Source organism: Desulfurivibrio modestus, from assembly GCF_044068625.1.
In the GTDB taxonomy this organism is placed as follows: Bacteria; Desulfobacterota; Desulfobulbia; order Desulfobulbales; family Desulfurivibrionaceae; genus Desulfurivibrio.
In genome coordinates, this window is sequence record NZ_JBIPKH010000006.1 from 21,921 (window position 1) to 38,012 (window position 16,092).

The 16,092-nt window shown below is 63.8% G+C and carries 16 protein-coding genes; 10 read left to right on the top strand and 6 right to left on the bottom strand.

Features of this window, described 5'->3' with window-relative positions:
• The first annotated feature begins 16 nt into the window (after positions 1-16).
• The 10 genes from folK to bioD all read left to right on the top strand — a co-directional run bounded on the left by folK (position 17) and on the right by bioD (position 8,902).
• Entirely contained in the window at positions 17-514 is a 498-nt protein-coding gene (gene folK / locus ACHHRT_RS05380) for a 2-amino-4-hydroxy-6-hydroxymethyldihydropteridine diphosphokinase (protein ID WP_395498692.1), read from the top strand.
• A complete protein-coding gene (locus ACHHRT_RS05385; protein WP_395498480.1) occupies positions 502-765 on the top strand; it encodes a YHS domain-containing protein in 264 nt (87 codons plus the stop codon). Before folK ends, ACHHRT_RS05385 begins: the two co-directional genes overlap by 13 nt.
• A gap of 15 nt (positions 766-780) precedes the next feature.
• Positions 781-1,428 carry a fructose-6-phosphate aldolase gene (gene fsa, locus ACHHRT_RS05390; RefSeq protein WP_395498482.1) on the top strand — a complete coding sequence of 216 codons (648 nt, stop codon included), beginning with the start codon at positions 781-783 and terminating at the stop codon, positions 1,426-1,428.
• A 9-nt stretch (positions 1,429-1,437) separates the two neighbouring features.
• Positions 1,438-2,013, top strand: coding sequence for a CDP-diacylglycerol--glycerol-3-phosphate 3-phosphatidyltransferase (pgsA, locus tag ACHHRT_RS05395; protein ID WP_395498484.1), 576 nt, complete (start codon positions 1,438-1,440; stop codon positions 2,011-2,013).
• A 15-nt stretch (positions 2,014-2,028) separates the two neighbouring features.
• Positions 2,029-2,694, top strand: coding sequence for a 16S rRNA (guanine(527)-N(7))-methyltransferase RsmG (gene rsmG, locus ACHHRT_RS05400; RefSeq protein ID WP_395498486.1), 666 nt, complete (start codon positions 2,029-2,031; stop codon positions 2,692-2,694).
• Positions 2,695-2,902: 208 nt separating this feature from the next.
• Positions 2,903-3,901, top strand: a complete 999-nt coding sequence (locus ACHHRT_RS05405) for a Fe(3+) ABC transporter substrate-binding protein (protein WP_395498488.1) — start codon at positions 2,903-2,905, stop codon at positions 3,899-3,901.
• Between the two features lie 13 nt (positions 3,902-3,914).
• On the top strand, positions 3,915-5,594 hold the full coding sequence (locus ACHHRT_RS05410) for an ABC transporter permease (protein WP_395498490.1): 1,680 nt from the start codon (positions 3,915-3,917) through the stop codon (positions 5,592-5,594).
• Positions 5,595-5,608: 14 nt separating this feature from the next.
• Complete coding sequence (locus ACHHRT_RS05415; RefSeq protein WP_395498492.1) at positions 5,609-6,658, top strand: ABC transporter ATP-binding protein; 1,050 nt, start codon at positions 5,609-5,611, stop codon at positions 6,656-6,658.
• Between the two features lie 32 nt (positions 6,659-6,690).
• On the top strand, positions 6,691-8,181 hold the full coding sequence (locus ACHHRT_RS05420; protein WP_395498494.1) for an alpha/beta fold hydrolase: 1,491 nt from the start codon (positions 6,691-6,693) through the stop codon (positions 8,179-8,181).
• Complete coding sequence (gene bioD, locus ACHHRT_RS05425) at positions 8,168-8,902, top strand: dethiobiotin synthase (protein ID WP_395498496.1); 735 nt, start codon at positions 8,168-8,170, stop codon at positions 8,900-8,902. The genes ACHHRT_RS05420 and bioD overlap by 14 nt, the downstream gene beginning before the upstream one ends.
• Here bioD and ACHHRT_RS05430 read toward each other — a convergent pair.
• The 6 genes from ACHHRT_RS05430 to ACHHRT_RS05455 form a co-directional block, all read right to left on the bottom strand.
• The gene (locus ACHHRT_RS05430; RefSeq protein WP_395498498.1) at positions 8,896-10,692 is read right to left on the bottom strand and encodes a KamA family radical SAM protein; all 1,797 of its coding nucleotides are present in this window, start codon (positions 10,690-10,692) and stop codon (positions 8,896-8,898) included. The two genes, bioD and ACHHRT_RS05430, sit on opposite strands and share 7 nt — an antisense overlap.
• Positions 10,693-10,745: 53 nt before the next feature.
• Positions 10,746-10,940 (bottom strand): YgaP family membrane protein, encoded by a 195-nt coding sequence (locus tag ACHHRT_RS05435; protein WP_395498500.1) that lies wholly within the window; start codon positions 10,938-10,940, stop codon positions 10,746-10,748.
• Between the two features lie 25 nt (positions 10,941-10,965).
• Entirely contained in the window at positions 10,966-12,252 is a 1,287-nt protein-coding gene (locus tag ACHHRT_RS05440) for a hypothetical protein (RefSeq protein ID WP_395498502.1), read from the bottom strand.
• 16 nt (positions 12,253-12,268) lie between these two features.
• Positions 12,269-13,057: an outer membrane lipoprotein-sorting protein gene (locus tag ACHHRT_RS05445; protein WP_395498504.1), complete on the bottom strand. Its 789-nt coding sequence runs from the start codon at positions 13,055-13,057 to the stop codon at positions 12,269-12,271.
• Between the two features lie 88 nt (positions 13,058-13,145).
• Positions 13,146-15,761 (bottom strand): efflux RND transporter permease subunit, encoded by a 2,616-nt coding sequence (locus ACHHRT_RS05450; protein WP_395498506.1) that lies wholly within the window; start codon positions 15,759-15,761, stop codon positions 13,146-13,148.
• A 37-nt stretch (positions 15,762-15,798) separates the two neighbouring features.
• Entirely contained in the window at positions 15,799-16,089 is a 291-nt protein-coding gene (locus ACHHRT_RS05455; protein ID WP_395498508.1) for an ArsR/SmtB family transcription factor, read from the bottom strand.
• Between the last annotated feature and the right edge of the window lie 3 nt (positions 16,090-16,092).

Sequence of the window (16,092 nt, forward strand, 5' to 3'; positions counted from 1 at the left end):
TCGGGCATTCATCGGCCTGGGGGCCAATCTGGGCGCGGGGCGGGCCAATCTGCTGGCCGCCTGGCAGCGGTTGGGCGTTACCCCGGGGGTGACTCCCGGCCGCCTTTCCCGCCCCTGGCGCAGTGAACCGGTGGGGGTTGCCACCGCGGCCTGGTTTACCAACGCGGCGGGAGAACTGCTGGTGGAACTGGGCCCGGAGGAGTTGCTGGCGATCCTGCTCAGAATCGAGGCCGAACTGGGGCGTGACCGGGTGAGCCAGGGCGAGGATCGGCCCATTGATCTCGATCTGCTGCTCCATGGTGAGATGATTCTCGATCTGCCCCACTGCCGGGTGCCCCATCCGGCCCTGGCTCGGCGGCGCTTCGTGCTGGAGCCGCTCAGGGAACTGGCCCCGGAGCTGGTGGAGCCCCGTTCGGGCTCCACCATTAGTCGCCTGGCGGAGCTGGCCGCCGGCAGCGGTCAAAAATTGGCGCCGCTAAGCTGGCAACAAGAGGACATTTTATGCACCCCCTGAAAATTGTTATACTCCTGGTCCTCTTTTATCTGCTATATCGACTCTATATCTCCGGTCGAAAAAAGCGGCTGGAGGAGAAGGGGGCGGAGCGGGAAGCCCCCGCCATCAGCGATCTGCTGGTCCAGGACCCGGTCTGTGGGGCCTATGTGGCCAAGGGTCAGGCCCTGGTCCTGCGGGATCTGGACGGCAGTGAACACCATTTTTGCAGCGACAAGTGTCGGCATGCATTCATTGAACAAAAACAAAAATAGTTCCGGAGGAACAGCATGAAATTTTTTATCGATACCGCCAATCTGGAAGAGATCGCCCAGGCCGTGGATATGGGGATGGTGGACGGCGTTACCACCAACCCCTCCCTGGTTGCCCGCGAAAACAAGCCCTTTGAGGCCCTGCTCAAGGAGATCGCCGCCCTGGTCGATGGCCCGATCAGTGCCGAAGTGATCAGCTCCGACAGCGGCGGCATGGTGGAAGAGGGGCGTAAACTGGCGGCCCTGCATCCCAATATCGTGGTCAAGATCCCCATGACCACCGCCGGCCTCAAGGCGGTTAAGCAGTTGCACGGCCATGGGATCAAGACCAATGTCACCCTGATCTTTTCCGCCAGCCAGGCCCTGATGGCCGCCAAGGCCGGGGCCGATTACGTCTCCCCCTTTGTCGGCCGGCTGGACGATATCTCGGAAAACGGGATGAATCTGGTGCAGGATGTGTTGGAGATCTTCGATAACTACGCCTACAGCACCGAGGTGATCGTGGCCAGTGTCCGCCACCCCATGCATGTGGTGGAGTCGGCCCTGATGGGAGCCCACATCGCCACCATCCCCTTTAAGGTGATCGCCCAGTTGGCCAGCCACCCCCTCACCGATATCGGAATGGAAAAATTTCTCTCCGATTGGGCTAAACGTCCCCGTAAGTAAAGAGCGAAGATGCCCCAGCGCAAGATTGTCAACCTGCCCAACCTGCTTACCGCCTACCGCTTTGCGGTGGTGCCCTTTATCATGCTCTGTCTCTGGCCGGGGGCCGGGGCGGTGGCGGGGTTGGTGGCCTTCGCGCTCTTTCTCACCGGGGCGTTGACCGACCTGGCCGACGGCTATCTGGCTCGCCGGCTGCAAAGCGAAACGGTGTTCGGCAAGCTGATGGACCCCCTGGCCGACAAGGTGCTGGTCACGGCGGCCTTGATCATGCTGATTCCCCTGGAGCGGGTGGATGCCTGGGTGGCCTTTCTGATCATCGCCCGGGAGCTGGTGATCACCGGCTTCCGGGGGGTGGCGGCGGATGCCGGAATCGTGATCGCCGCCGGGCGGCTGGGCAAGATCAAGAGTGTTTTTCAATATATCGCCCTCTGTGTCCTGATTTTCCCCCCCGATCTGCTGCCCTTGCCCTATCTGCATGAACTGGGGAGCCTGATCCTGCTGGTGGCCATGGTGCTCACGGTCTGGTCCGGGGTGGAGTATTTCGTCCGTTTCAAAAGGCTCTATCTGGCTGGTTCCCCCTCCCGCTGATCCGGACGGTCGAGGATGTCCAGCCCAAGCCGGCAAATACTCACCGATGGGGCCCGCCAGCTGGGGCTGGTTTTGGAGCCGACCGCCCTGGAACGCCTGCTGCTCTATTACGCCGAACTTCTCAAGTGGAATCGCAAGATCAACCTGGTGGCCCAGGCCCCCGAGCCCGAGCTGCTGGAAACCCACTTCCTCGATTCCCTGACCCTGTTGCCCCTGCTCTCCCCGGTTCCCACCCCCGATCCCCTTGCCTTGCTGGATATCGGCAGTGGGGCGGGGTTTCCCGGTTTGGTCCTCAAGTGTTGCCTGCCCGAGCGGCTGGACGTAACCCTGGTGGAACCCCGCCAGAAACGGGTGGCCTTTCTGCGCCAGGTGGTGCGGACGGTGGGGCTGGGGGCGGGAGTCCGGGTGCTGGCCCAGCGCCTGGAGCCCGGGGAGAGCGGTTCCTGGCCCCTGATTACCAGTCGGGCCTTTGCCTCCATGGCCGATTTTCTGGCCCTCTGCGCCGGTTTGTCCACCCCCGGCGGCCGGGTGATCTGCATGAAGGGTCCCCGGGCCGAGGAGGAACTGGCCCTCTGGCAGCAGCAGGACCAGGCGGAGCTCTTCCGGCTGGAGGAGGTGCGCTCCCTCTCCCTGCCTTTTTCGGGGGCCGCCCGCCATCTTCTGGTTTTTCAGCGCCGTTAACTGTTTTGGCCCGGGGCGGAAAGGTCCCGAGCGGCGGTGGTGGTTGGTGAGCGCCATATTTTGCCTGGCTGGAAAGTTAAAGGCGCCTAAAATAATATTAGACACGACTAAAAAATGCTGCTAAAACTGATGCTCAGTTGCGTAGGGCAGTTGGTTGACAATGGTGAGTACGGAGGAAAAAATGCGCTTATTATCGACGGTTTTATTGATGGTGCTGCTGGTTGGGCTGGTGGTGGCTCCGGTTTCAGTGCGGGCGGCCGGCGAGGTCAATCTCTATTCGGCCCGGCAGGAGGTTCTGATCAAGCCGCTGTTGGATCTTTTCAGCCAACAGACCGGAATCAAAGTCAATCTGGTGGCGGGACGGCCCGAGGCTCTGCTCCAGCGCTTGCGGAGCGAGGGGCGCAACACCCCGGCCGATCTCTTGCTCACCGTTGACGCCGGCAATCTTAACGGGGCCATGGCGGCGGGGCTATTTCAGCCGGTGCGCTCCGCCCTGCTGGAGGAGGCGGTACCCGCCGCCTTGCGCGATCCCGAAGGGCACTGGTTTGGTCTCTCCGCCCGGGCCCGGGTGATTGTCTATGCCAAGGAGCGTTTTGATCCCGCCGCCGTCAAAAGTTATGCCGATCTGGCCGAGCCGGCCCTGGGCCGAAAAGTCTGTATCCGCTCTTCCAGCAATGTATACAATCAGTCCATGGTGGCGGCGATGATCGCCCATCAGGGGGTGGCGGCCACCGAGGCCTGGGTGCGGGGGCTGATGGCCAACCTGGGCCGGCCGCCCCAGGGGGGGGACCGTGACCAGATCAACGCGGTGGCGGCTGGACAATGCGATTTGGCCGTGGTAAATACCTACTATTTGGGCGGTATGCTCAACGGTTCGCCGGCGGAGCGGGCGGCGGCGGCCAAGGTGGGGCTGATCTGGCCCGACCAGGAGGGGCGAGGCACCCATGTCAATGTCAGCGGAGCCGGGGTAACCCGCCACGCCCGTAACCTGGCCAACGCCGTGCGGCTGCTGGAGTTTCTGGTCAGTGAAGAGGCCCAAAGCTGGTACGCCAACGCCAACTACGAATTTCCGGTGCGGGCCGGGGTGGATGTGGGGGAGACCCTGGCTTCCTGGGGGCCGTTTAAGGCCGATGATCTCAACCTGGCCATCCTGGGGGAGTTGAATCCCGAAGGGGTCAGGTTGATGGATCGAGCCGGGTGGCGCTAATTTCGGGAGTTTGATGAAACATTTCAATTTCGCGCGTCTTTATACGGGCGGGGGCGGCAACCCCCGCCCGGTTGATTTTTGGGGGGTCGGAGTCCCGCTGCTTGCCCTGATCATGGCCCTGCCGGTGCTGGTGGTACTATCCTCGGTCCTGCGGCCGGCGGGGGAGGTCTGGCGTCACCTGGCCGCCACCGTCCTGCCGGCTTACGTGGGCAACACCATCCTGCTGATGCTGGGGGTGGGGGTGGGCACCTTGCTGCTCGGGGTCTCCTGCGCCTGGCTCTGCACCCTCTGCCGCTTCCCGGGCCGGAAAATTTTTCAATGGGCCCTGCTGCTGCCCATGGCCATGCCCGCCTATATCATCGCCTATACCTATACCGGGATGCTCGATTTTGCCGGCCCGGTCCAAAGCGTCCTCCGCGCCTGGTTCGACTGGGGTTACGGCGATTACTGGTTCCCCCAGATCCGCTCCCTGGGCGGGGCGGTGGTGATGCTCTCGCTGGTGCTTTACCCCTACGTTTACCTGCTGGCCCGGGCCGCCTTTATCGAACAGTCGGTCTGCGTGCTGGAGGCCAGCCGGACCCTGGGCTGCGGACCCTGGCGCTCCTTTTTCAGCGTTGCCCTGCCCTTGGCCCGCCCCGCCATCATCGCCGGGCTGACCCTGGCCCTGATGGAAACCCTGGCCGATTTCGGCACCGTGCAATATTTCGGAGTCGATACCTTCACCACCGGCATTTTTCGCACCTGGTACGGTCTGGGGGATATGGCCGCCGCCACCCAACTGGCGGCCCTGATGATGTCCTTGGTGCTGCTGCTGATCGTGTTGGAACGCTGGTCCCGCCGTCGCTCCCGCTACCATCACACCGGGGGCGGCCACCGAGACCTGCCGGGGTACGCCCTGCGGGGCGGCCGGGCCTGGGCCGCCTTCGCGGTCTGTTTTTTGCCGCTCTTTTTCGGCTTTCTGTTGCCCGCCGCCCAACTGGGCTCCTGGGCGGTGGCCGCCTGGGCAGAGAGTTTCGATCGATCCTTTCTGATCCTGACGCGCAACAGCATCCTGCTGGCCGTGGCCGCCGCCCTCCTCACCCTGGGCTGCGCCCTGGTCCTGGCCTACGGCCAGCGGCTGCGGCCCACGCCGGTGGTGATCGGGGCCGTGCGGATCGCCGCCATGGGCTACGCGGTCCCCGGCCTGGTAATCGCCATCGGGGTGATCATCCCCTTTGCCTGGCTGGATAACACCATTGACGGCTGGATGCGGGCTAATTTCAATATTGCCACCGGGCTGCTGTTCAGCGGCACGGTGGCGGCCCTGCTCTTTGCCTATATGGCCCGGTTTATGGCGGTGGCTCTCCACGCGGTGGAGGCGGGGCTGGGCAAGATCAAGCCTTCCATGGATGATGCCGCCCGGGTGCTGGGGCAACGCCCCCTGGGGGTGTTGCGCCGGGTGCATCTGCCGGTGATGCGTGGCACCCTGCTCACCGCCCTGTTGCTGGTTTTTGTCGATGTCCTGAAGGAGCTGCCCGCCACTCTGGTGTTGCGCCCCTTCAATTTCAATACCCTGGCGGTGCGGGCCTTTGAGCTGGCCTCCGACGAGTTTCTGGCCCAATCCAGCCTGGCCGCCCTGGCCATTGTGGCCGCCGGGATCCTGCCGGTGATTCTGCTCAGTCTGACCATCGCCAGGGGCAGAAAACAAAGTTAGGGGAGTGTGTGCCGATGCAGCTGGAAATCAACGATCTCCATATCTCCTACGGGGCAACCCCCGTGGTCCAGGGGGTTTCCCTCCATCTGGACCAGGGCTCCATCGGCTGTCTGCTGGGCCCCAGCGGTTGCGGCAAAACCACCCTGCTGCGGGCCATTGCCGGCTTTGAGCCGGTGGCGGCCGGGGAGATCAAGCTGGGTGAGCGGGTGGTGGGCAGTCCCTGCTGCTCGCTGCCCCCGGAACAGCGGCGGGTGGGGATGGTCTTTCAGGATCTGGCCCTTTTTCCCCATCTCAGTGTCGGTGACAATATCGCTTTCGGCCTGGGCAAAATCGACACCGGCCAGCGGTGGCGGCGGGTGGCGGAGCTGCTGCGCTTGATCGGCCTGGAGGAGAGCGGCCCCCTTTATCCCCATCAGCTCTCCGGCGGCCAGCAGCAGCGGGTGGCCCTGGCCCGGGCCATGGCGCCGCGGCCGGAGCTGCTGTTGCTGGACGAGCCCTTTTCCAGCCTGGATATGGAGATTCGGGAAAAGCTGGCCCGGGAGGTGGGCCAGATCCTCAAACAGGAGGAACTCACCGCCCTGCTGGTCACCCATGATCAGTTCGAGGCCTTCGCCATGGCCGATGAGATCGGGGTACTGTTTGAAGGCCGCCTCCAGCAGTGGGATACCGCCTATAACCTCTACCACCGACCCAGGACCCGCTTTGTGGCCGATTTCATCGGGGAGGGGGTGCTGCTGCCGGGGGTGGTCAGTGCCGAGGGCGGGGTGGAGACCGGCCTGGGCCGGTTACAGGGGGTGGGGGATGGCACCGTGCGGGCCGCCCATCCCCCCGGCAGTCGAGTCAGCGTCCTGGTCCGACCCGAGGATGTGATCCATGACGACGCCTCCACCCTCAAGGCCGAGGTGCTGCGCCGCGATTTCCGGGGCGCCAACATCCTTTATACCCTGCGGCTGGCCAGCGGCGATCCCGTCCAGGCCCTGGTGCCCAGCCACTGCTCCCATGCCGGTGGTGAACGGATCGGAATCCGCGCCGATGTTCGCCATCTGGTGATTTTTGCCGATTGAAACCTGGGTAACCGGAAGCCATGCCCCTCACCATGCTGGAGATACCCGGTCCTCCGGGGGAGTCGCCCCGGATCTTTTTACCCGGCTGGGGTTTTGACGGCCGGGTGCTGGCCCTGGGGCCCGCTTCCGGATCCTGGCTGGCCCCGGCCGGTCTCTACGACCCCTTCACCCTGGCCGAGGAGTTGGCCCTTTGGCTGGAGCAACGGGGGAGCGGGCAATGTGAGCTGTGGGGTTGGTCCCTGGGGGGGCTTTGCGCCCTGGATTTCGCCCGCCGCTTTCCGGAGCGGGTGGCCTCCCTGCGGCTGCTGGGGGTGCGAGCCGCCTGGCCGGCAGCGGAGCTGGCCGCCATCCGCCGGGAGCTTCGGGAACAGGCGGAGGATTTTCTCCGGTCTTTTTACCGCAAATGCTTTTTGGGTTACCGGGCCGAGTATCTTGCCTTCCAGCACCGGCTGGAGGCGGCATATCTTAACCAGGCCCAGGCCGCCCCGGAGTTGTTGCGGCGCGGTCTGGACTTTCTGGCCCTTACCCCGGCGCCGGTGTCCTCGACCCTGGCGATCCAAGGTCTTCACGGTCGCCGGGATCTGATTGCCCCGGTGGGCCAGCGCTTAAGGCTGCCGGGGGTTGCCGAGCGGGTGCTGGAACAGGGCGGCCACGCCCTCTTTCTGGAAGAGTCGCTCTATAAGGCGGATGCCCCCCCCCCGGCCCGCCCCGCCAAAGATCTGATTCGGCAGCGCTTCAATCGGGCCGCCGCCACCTACGATGATCATGCCGATATCCAACGCCAGGCCCTGGAGCTGCTGGCCGCCGAACTGCCCCCCTCGCTGCCCCCCGGCCCCCTCCTGGAACTGGGTTGCGGGACCGGCAACTATACCCGCCTGTTGCGGCAGCGCTTTCCGGAGGCCAGGCTGGTGAGCCTGGATTTTTCCCCAGCGATGCTCGGCGAGGCCCGGCGCAAGATCGAAACCCTGGCCCCGCCCGGGCCAAAGGTCGGGGCTCCGGTCGATTTTATCTGTCAGGATGCCGAAACCTTTTTGGCCGCCAACCGAACCCGGTTTGCCTGTATCACCGCCAACGCCACCATCCAGTGGTTCAGCGATCCGGCCGGAGCCTTTGCCCGGATCAGGGCAAGCCTGCTTCCCGGCGGTCTGCTGCTGGCCACCATCTTTGGCCGGGAGAGTCTGGCTGAACTGGACCAGGGGTTGGCCCGGGTCAGCCGGGGCCAAGTGCGGGTCGCGGCCCGCTTATTTCCCGACCGGGAGGAGTTGCAGCGACTGCTGACGGCTCAATTTGGCGAGGTGGAGCTGCGGGAACATCGGTTGACTCGCCGCTTCTCCTCCCTGCCGGAGCTGCTCCGCCATTTTCGCCATACCGGGACCGGTGGAGCCGGGCTGGCCAGGCTCAGCCCTGGCCGCTATCGGGAACTGGCCGCCTGGTTTGCCCATCGTCCCCGGGGTTGCGAGGTCAGTTTTCAGGTCCTGTTGGCCAAGGGGAGAGCTAAAGGAGGGCAAGATGAAGCCGGTTGAACAGAGGCAGTCCGGAGGGGCGATTTTTGTGGCCGCCACCGATACCGAGGTGGGCAAAACCATGATCAGCGCCCTGCTGGTCGATTTTCTCCGCCGCCGGGGGGTGGCGGCCGCTTATCAGAAATGGGTGGCCACCGGTTGCGGCGGGCCGGTACCGGAGGATCTGGCGGCGGTGGCGGCCTGCTCCGGTCAGCCGTCGGCTCTGGCCGGTGCCGCCGGGGGGCTTGAGCTGGCGGTACCCTATCGTTTCCGGCTGCCGGCTTCCCCCCATCTGGCGGCGGAACAGGAGGGGGCCCGGGTGGAGACGGAACGGCTGCGGTCCCTCTTTCACCAGGCCCGGGCCGGCTGCGAGCTGTTGGTGGTGGAGGGGGTGGGGGGGCTGCTGGTGCCCCTGAACCGGCAAAAGCTGCTGGCGGATCTGGTGACGGAGCTGGCTCTGCCGGTGCTGCTGGTGGCCCGCAGTGGCCTGGGCACCATCAACCATACCCTGCTCAGCCTGGAGGCCATGCGCTCCCGTAAGCTGGCGCTGGCCGGGGTGGTGTTCAGTGATGAGGCCGAGGATTTGCCGGCGGTGATTGTTGAGGACAATATGCGCACCATCGCCGAGCTGGGCCGGGTGTCGGTGCTGGGCCGGCTGCCCCGCTGCCGGGATCTGGCGGCGGCCCGGCGGGCCTTTGTCCCCATCGGCGAAAAACTACTGCCGGCGGTGGCGGCTCAGTAGTAGTACCAGATCGATTCGTAGTCCGAGCTGGACTCCCCAATCCGGCGCAGCCGGGCCAGGTAGTCGAGGATGGGAACATCCTCGGTGAGGTAGGTGGTGGTGTGCTGGGAGACCTTCTTCTCCCAGGAGAGAAATTCATAAACCCGGGCCCCGTTGGGGAGGATGGCCAGCAGGTTGCGGTACTCCCGAGCCCGGAGGTAGCACTTGCCCTGGCGGGGGACGTTGAAGACCGCCTCGTCGGTTCGGGCCAGCCCAGGCAGCAGGCGGGCCTCCTCCTGCTGCTCCTGGATCAGCCGGGCGATGGGAACCCGGTAGCCGATGGTCTCATCCTTGCCCTTGGTGTTGAAGGTGTAGTAAGGGTCGATACCGATCAGCCGCAGGTGGCGGCGCAGGGCGGCGGCCTCGAAGCGGCGGGAGACGTAGAAGGTGTAAACCAACTGGTTATAGACCGGAATTCCCCGCAGCCGCAGGCGGTTGACCGCCTCCACCATCTCCGGGGTGATCTCATAGGGGTGTTGGACGTGGGTCATCACCGCGATCTCCCGTTGGCCGGGTTTGCGGTGGCGGGCGATCAGCGAGATCAGGCCTTCGGTGAAGCGCATGGGCATGGTGACCAGGGTGCGGGTGCCGAGCCGAATCCGCTCCACGGTGGGAATGGCCGCCACCTTATCGAGGATGCCGGCCAGGGCCTCGTTGCCCATGGCCAAAGGATCGCCGCCGGTGATTAAAACCTCATGGATTGAAGGGTGATCGTGGATCCAGCGGATCGCCGCGTCCACCCGATCCATGCCGGCGAAGGCCCCCTGGGCCATGGCCTCGTCGATCTCCCAGTTGCGCTGGCAGTAAACGCAGATCTGGGGGCAGGTGTTGTAGGGCTTGAGGATGCAGATTGCCGGATAGCGCCGGGTGATCAGGTCGGTGGGGGAGGTATCCTCCTCGCCCATGAAATCCAGGCAGGAGGGATCGTCGATGCTGATCACCCCCTTGACATAGCTCAGCGGGGGCAGCACCTGGGCCCGGATGGCGGCATCTCTCCCCCCGCCCTGGCTGGCGCTCTCATCATCCATCAGACTCAGGTAGTAGGGGGTGATCCCGAAGGGCAGCTTATGCTCGCGGGCGATTTTGAGGGCCTTCCTCTCGGGCGCGGAAAGCTTGACCAGCTTCTCCAGGGGCTCCAGCTCCTTGACGACATTTTTGATCTGCCAGCGCCAGTCGTACCACTGGTCGAGATCGGCCCCCAGGGTTTTGAGAATATGGTCCCGCCGCCGCTTGCGGCGAGCGATGGCCGCTTCATGGAGGCCGCTGGGATAGGACTCCATATAGCGGTCCACCTCGCTCCAGAGATCGTCAAGCTGCCGGCTGCGCTCCCGGGCCGCCGCCCGGCCGCTCTCCTCGATGGGCGCCAGATGGATCGAGTCCAGGGCCCGCCGGGGGCCCTGGCCCTGTAAACCTTTGAACAGGTAGAAGATCTCCGCGTAAAACCCGGGGGTAAGCTCCGGCCGGGGTTGCTGGCGGGCAAGATCCCACAGCGCCTCGGTGACACTGAAGCCGGCGGCGGTCTCCGAACTTTTTTTGATCAGCGAGCGCAACACCGCCGCGCAATCACGAATCCGGGTCAGCACCCCCGCGTCTCGATCACCGCCGGCGGTATCAGCTCCCAGCTCCATCTGGTCGGCCAGTTGCAGCAGGCGGCTCCGGGCCTCTTCAACATCCTGGGCTTCGCGGATCACCGCGAAGAAATAGGGGTTGGTCTTGCGCAGGTATTGGGGGGTAAAAATCGCCGAATCCATCCCCGGAAAATACCCGGTAACCCCCGATCAGTCAAGGGAGGGCCCCGGCAAGATTAACGCTGCTCCGGAACCCCCAGTTTCTTGAGGATAATCCCCAGGGGACAGAACTTGCTGAAGCCGAACTGGAAGAGGTTGGCCCCGACAAAGGCGGTGAAGAAGTACCAGTAGGGGTGGACCCAGGTGCCCAGGGCCAGGCTGGCCAGAATGAAGAAGCCGGCGATCACGTGAATCCAGTCGTTGACGGTCATGGCAAATGCTCCTTGCTGGTAGAATTTAGAAACTCTGGCGCAGGCCGAGGTAGATATTGCTGTTGTCCTCGAACTGGCCCCAGAAGGTGTGGTCGTGGCGGCCGGTGAAGATGTTGGCGCCGCCCTCCACCGCCAGCCGGTCATTGATCTTGTAGTGGGCCTTGGGGCGCAGGTGGGCGTCCTGGTCCGAGGGTGACCAGTAGATAAAAAGTGAAAGCTGCAGGTTCTGTTGCAGCAACAGTTTGGTGAGCCGCAGGGTCAGCAGATGGCGGTTTTCATCGGCCAGGGGAGCGCCGGCAGGCTGACTGGCCCGGTAGTTGTCGTAATCCAGCTTGCGTTCCAGGTAATACTGGAGGCCGCCGGTGAGATCGCGGGCCAGTTCCCGTTCGTGGCCGATCAGCAGACGCAGCTCGCTGTTGCGGACCATGGGGTTGTCGCCGTTGCGATCATCACGGGAGTCGTAGTAACCCACCTCCAGATGGCTGATTCCGCCCGCCAGGGCTCGGCGCAGGCTGGCGCCGTACACCGCCAGCCGGGGGTAGAAGAGCTTCATGGTGGCCGGATCCAGCCCCTCCGGGGTGCTCCAGAAGCCGTAGTAACCGTAGAGGGCGTATTCGGTCCCGTCGAGGTTGCGGCTCAAGCGCAGGGCGTATTCGCTGTCCCGGAACACCCGGTTGCGCTCGTGATCGGCCATGATCAGGTCGCGGCCGGCGATCCGACCCTCGGGTCCGTGCCAGTAGGAGAGGCGGGAGCCGTCGATATAGCGGGAGTGGGTGACCAGGGGCACGTAGATCAGGTCGATATTCACCGGCCCGCCGAATATCCCGGCCCGGACGGCGTCGGCGGCCAGCTTGAGATATTCGTCATCGCGGCCGATGAAAAAGGATTCCCAATCCTTGGCGAAGGTATCGTTGATGAAGAGCAGGTCGCCGGTGCCCCAGGTCAGCACCTGGCGGCCCAGGCGGAGATCCACCGATTGGTAGGGAGAAAAACTGTAGTTGAACTCCCGCAGTTCGGCGTCGAGCTGCTCCTCCACCCCGTCGGCCAGCAGGTCGCCCTTGAGCCGTAGCTCGCCGTCGCCCAGCCAGCGGGAGAGATCGAGCTGCAAACGGGCCTCGCCGATGGAGATCTCCTTCTGATCCTCCTGGCGGTTGAGGCGGACGCCCCCCCGCGCCTCAACAAAGCCGTGCAGCTCCGTGTCGTGGCGTTCAAAAAGATAATCCTGCATCCGCTCCAGGGCCGCCGCCGGCAGCGGGGTCAGCAGCAGCAACAAAGAGAGCAGGGCGGCGGGGCGGATCGGTTTCTGATTCATAAGTCGCAACCTCCTGCTAGCGACGGATTTCCCGGGGGGGGCGGCGGAGAAAACGTTCGGTGAACAGGGATTCGTCCAGCCCGATATTGTAGCTGATGTTGCTGAACTCCATCAGGGTTTCCCCTCCTCCAGCCAGGTCGCGGACCCGGGATTTGACCACGGTGGGAAAGCCCTGGATCTCCTCCACCGCCAAGGCTTCCACCGTCCGGTATTTTTGCCCCTGGCGATCAAAATATTCCATATAAACAGGAAGGAAACTGCTCTTGGCGATGCGGGCCGTATAGCGGGAAAATTCCACCGTGGCCGGATCCTTGGGGGTGATATCCAGCAGATAGTAGTCGGCGTCCTCCTCGATCAGTTGGTGGTTGTCCTCCACCGGCGCCCGGCCGGAGACATCCTCGTAGAGAAAATGGGAGCCGGCGAAGCTGCTCCGTTTGTCCGAGGCGGCGATCCGCCGGACCAGGTCAAGGTCGGGCAGGAAGAGCCAGCGATCATCGTCGCGGTCCAGATATTTGTGGACCATGAAGACCATGCGGCGGACATCCAGGGGGCGCTCAAAATAGACGTAGAAGAGCTGGCGGCCTCCGGCCTCGATATTCTTGCGCAGGATTACGAACTGCCGTTCCCGCTCCCGTCCCTGGGCGTCGGTGATCAGCATCCGCACCTCGGAGCGCCCGTCATCCCCGGCGTAGTAGGAGGCCAGGTTGGCCCGCTCCACGATCTCCGCCACCTCCATGGCCGTCGCCGCTGCCGTCGACCAGAAGAGGAGCAGGGCCGCGACTAACGTTGTTGGCAAAATATTCATGGGTCACCTCCAGATCAGGTTTTATTCTTCGTTTGTTTGATCCCCAATTCCGTGGCCAAGCCTTAGGCCCCAGGAGATTGGGGAAATATCAGCTCGCGCGGCCGGGCTTAAACAGCCGTCGTTCCAGCAGGCGCAAGGCCGCCGGCAGCATGAACATGGTGGCCAGGCCGGAGACCGCCAGGATGGCGGCGATAAAGAAGCCCACCGTCTTGTAGGGCACCAGGGGCGCGGCCAGCAGCGGCACGAAGCCCACCGATACCACGATGACATTGCGGGTGATGGCCCGGGAGGGTTCGGCGAAAATCTCCTCCTTGGCCAGCAGCCAGGAGCCCAGGCGGTCGTAGGCCATCCGCGAGCGCTGGAGAAAATGGATGGCGAAGTCCACCGCCAGCCCCAGGGTCAGGGAGGAGAGGACCGCCACCGGCATGTCGTAGTCCTTGCCGACAAAGCCGATCAGGCCATAGATGAAGGCGATGGTCACCGTCATGGGAATCATCGCCAGCGCCCCCCAGAGGGGGGAGCGGAAGAGCAGGGTCATCAGCAGATAAACCACCACGAAGCTGCCCAGGAAGGCCCAGAGCATTCCGTAAACCATCTTCTGCTGCCAGACTACGTTGATGTAGGTCTGCCCCGCCCAGTGGTGTTCCAGCGAAGTGGGCGGCGGATTGACGGCCAGAAACTGCTCCAGATCGGCCAGGGTCTGCTCCATCACCTGGTTGTCACCCTCCCGCAACTGGAGCCAGAGATTGGCCTTGCGAAAATCGGGCGTGACCAGGTGCCAGAGATCATCGGGTTTGTGGCTGTTTTGAAAGGCCATCATGGTTTGGGCCACCCCGGCGGCGCTCTCCGGCAGGCGGTAGTCCCCGGGGGCTCCCCCCAGCAGCTCCTGGTAGACCTTACGCACCAGGGAGGTTACCGAATTGCTTTTGCCCACGGTGCCGCCCCGGATTAGATGCTCCTCCAGTTCGATCAGCCACTGCAGCATCTCCGGCTGCTTGAAAACCTCCCCCCGCCCTTGCAGGGCCACCAGCTGGTTCATGGCGGCGGCCCAAAAGTCATAGGCGGCATCGTCAACGGCGGCAAAGAGCTGATCCTCCCAGCGCGTTTCCAGCTCATGGAAAAAGAGCTCAAGGTCGTCGCCGGCGGCGGCCACCGCCACCGCTTCCGCTGCCGCCCCCTCGGTCAACGCCTGCCCCTCCGGACCCAGCTCGGTCTCCCCCAGGGTTTGGCCGAGCAGTTGGGCGGCGGCGGCGGGCGAGAGCTGCTGGCCGGTGCTTTCCAGGATTAGGAAGGCTTCGTAGGTTCCGGCAAAATGGTGGTTGAGGACTCGATCGGCCTCCCGGATGGGATGTTTCTCGGTGAACCATTTCACCGGATTGTCATTGACCGTAATCCGACTGATCCCCAGGGCCGCCACCCCTAGGGCGACCACGGTCAGGATCAGGATCAGTCGGGCATATTTGAAGGTAAAGCCCCCCAGCCAGTTGAGGTGCCGGTCCAAAGCCGACCCTTTCTCCTTCTGTCGCCGGTCCGGCCCCTTGACCCCAAAATTGGCCAGGGTGCTCTCCTTGAGCAGCATGATGTAGGCGGGGATGAAGAGGACGGTCAACACCCAGGCCAGCATGATGCCGAAGGCCACGAACAGGCCGAAAACCCGGACCGGGGGGATGGGGGTCAGGGCCAGGGAGGCGAAACCGGCCGCCGAGGTGATCGAGGTGTAAAGGATGGGGGTGAAAAGATTGTCCATCACCTCCTTCAAGGTCTGGACCCGATCCCGGCTCTCCTGGTATTTGTCAAAAAAGGCCGACAGGATGTGGATGCTGGCCACCACCGTGATCGGCATCAGGAAGATCGGGATCATCGAACTCATGATATGGACGGTATGGCCGGTGCCGATCAGCATGCCCATGGTGGCGATGACGGTGAGCATCGCCACGATCATCGGGGCGATGATCATCTTGATCTGGCGAAAAAAGTAAAGCATCAGCAGGAAGATGGCCACCATGGCCAGGGGAGCCGAGACCGCCATCTGGGTGAACATCTCCACCCCGAAGGTGTCTTCGGCCACCGGCAGCCCGGTGATATGGTACTGGTCATCCACCGGCCCGAATTCGGCGATCTTGTCCAACAGGGCCCGCCGCACCTGATAGGCGTACTCCTTGCTGCTGATGGGCAGGTAGATGGCCAGGGCCTGGCCATCCTCGGAAACCATGGTTCCACGGAGGAGGGGATTGCCCAGGGCCCGGTCGCGGACCGCCAGGGCTTCTTCCCGGCTGGTGGGGGCGGTGGGCATCAGCCATTCGAAGCGGATCTGGCCGGGGCCGTCCTGTTCGATGGAGTCCACGGTGTCCGGGGCGATCACATAGCGGGGTACCACCCGCCGATCGGGGTTGTCCGGATCGCTGAGCTCCTGGGCAAAACGGGAAAGGGCCAGTATCCTGGCCAAAGATTCCGGGTTGAACACCCCGTCGGGATGCTGCTCGTTGACCACCCCCAGTACCACCACGTCATGGAGCGAGAACTCGCGCTTGACCTGATTGTGGAAAACCCTCACCGGCTCATCGGCGGCCAGCATGTTCTCCGGGTTGGTGTCCACCGTGATCCGGGGAATCATCAGGCCCAGGGCCAGGGTCAGGGCGGTCATCACCGCGATGATCAGGCGGGGATGCTTGAGGGCGGGTAGCGTCCACTTATGTCCGATCATGGTCAAACTCCTGTGGTAGCTGGACGGGTCTGGGTGGTTAATCGGCGGCGGTGCAGAAAAGCTCGCGCAGGGTTTTCATCAGTTCGACAATCCGGCCTTCGCTGATCCGATTGTGGATGAAGTTGGCATCCTTGCGGTAGGCGATGATCCCCTGGTTACGGAGGATGTTGAGGTGCTGGGAGACGTTGGCGTTGGTGGTGCGCACCTTCTCGTGCAGCTCGCCCACCGTCATCTCCTTCTCCTGGAGCAGGCAGAGGATCTTCAGCCGAATGGGATGGGCCATGGTTTTAAGCAACTTGGCCATATCTTCAATATGTTGATCGGTCATCGC

Coding starts and splice junctions, on each gene's coding strand:
- ACHHRT_RS05385 (WP_395498480.1), top strand. CDS start 502: ATGCACCCCCTGAAAATTGTTATACTCCTGGTCCTCTTTTATCTGCTA.
- fsa (WP_395498482.1), top strand. CDS start 781: ATGAAATTTTTTATCGATACCGCCAATCTGGAAGAGATCGCCCAGGCC.
- pgsA (WP_395498484.1), top strand. CDS start 1,438: ATGCCCCAGCGCAAGATTGTCAACCTGCCCAACCTGCTTACCGCCTAC.
- rsmG (WP_395498486.1), top strand. CDS start 2,029: ATGTCCAGCCCAAGCCGGCAAATACTCACCGATGGGGCCCGCCAGCTG.
- ACHHRT_RS05405 (WP_395498488.1), top strand. CDS start 2,903: ATGGTGCTGCTGGTTGGGCTGGTGGTGGCTCCGGTTTCAGTGCGGGCG.
- ACHHRT_RS05410 (WP_395498490.1), top strand. CDS start 3,915: ATGAAACATTTCAATTTCGCGCGTCTTTATACGGGCGGGGGCGGCAAC.
- ACHHRT_RS05415 (WP_395498492.1), top strand. CDS start 5,609: ATGCAGCTGGAAATCAACGATCTCCATATCTCCTACGGGGCAACCCCC.
- ACHHRT_RS05420 (WP_395498494.1), top strand. CDS start 6,691: ATGCTGGAGATACCCGGTCCTCCGGGGGAGTCGCCCCGGATCTTTTTA.
- bioD (WP_395498496.1), top strand. CDS start 8,168: ATGAAGCCGGTTGAACAGAGGCAGTCCGGAGGGGCGATTTTTGTGGCC.
- ACHHRT_RS05430 (WP_395498498.1), bottom strand. CDS start 10,692: ATGGATTCGGCGATTTTTACCCCCCAATACCTGCGCAAGACCAACCCC.
- ACHHRT_RS05435 (WP_395498500.1), bottom strand. CDS start 10,940: ATGACCGTCAACGACTGGATTCACGTGATCGCCGGCTTCTTCATTCTG.
- ACHHRT_RS05440 (WP_395498502.1), bottom strand. CDS start 12,252: ATGAATCAGAAACCGATCCGCCCCGCCGCCCTGCTCTCTTTGTTGCTG.
- ACHHRT_RS05445 (WP_395498504.1), bottom strand. CDS start 13,057: ATGAATATTTTGCCAACAACGTTAGTCGCGGCCCTGCTCCTCTTCTGG.
- ACHHRT_RS05450 (WP_395498506.1), bottom strand. CDS start 15,761: ATGATCGGACATAAGTGGACGCTACCCGCCCTCAAGCATCCCCGCCTG.
- ACHHRT_RS05455 (WP_395498508.1), bottom strand. CDS start 16,089: ATGACCGATCAACATATTGAAGATATGGCCAAGTTGCTTAAAACCATG.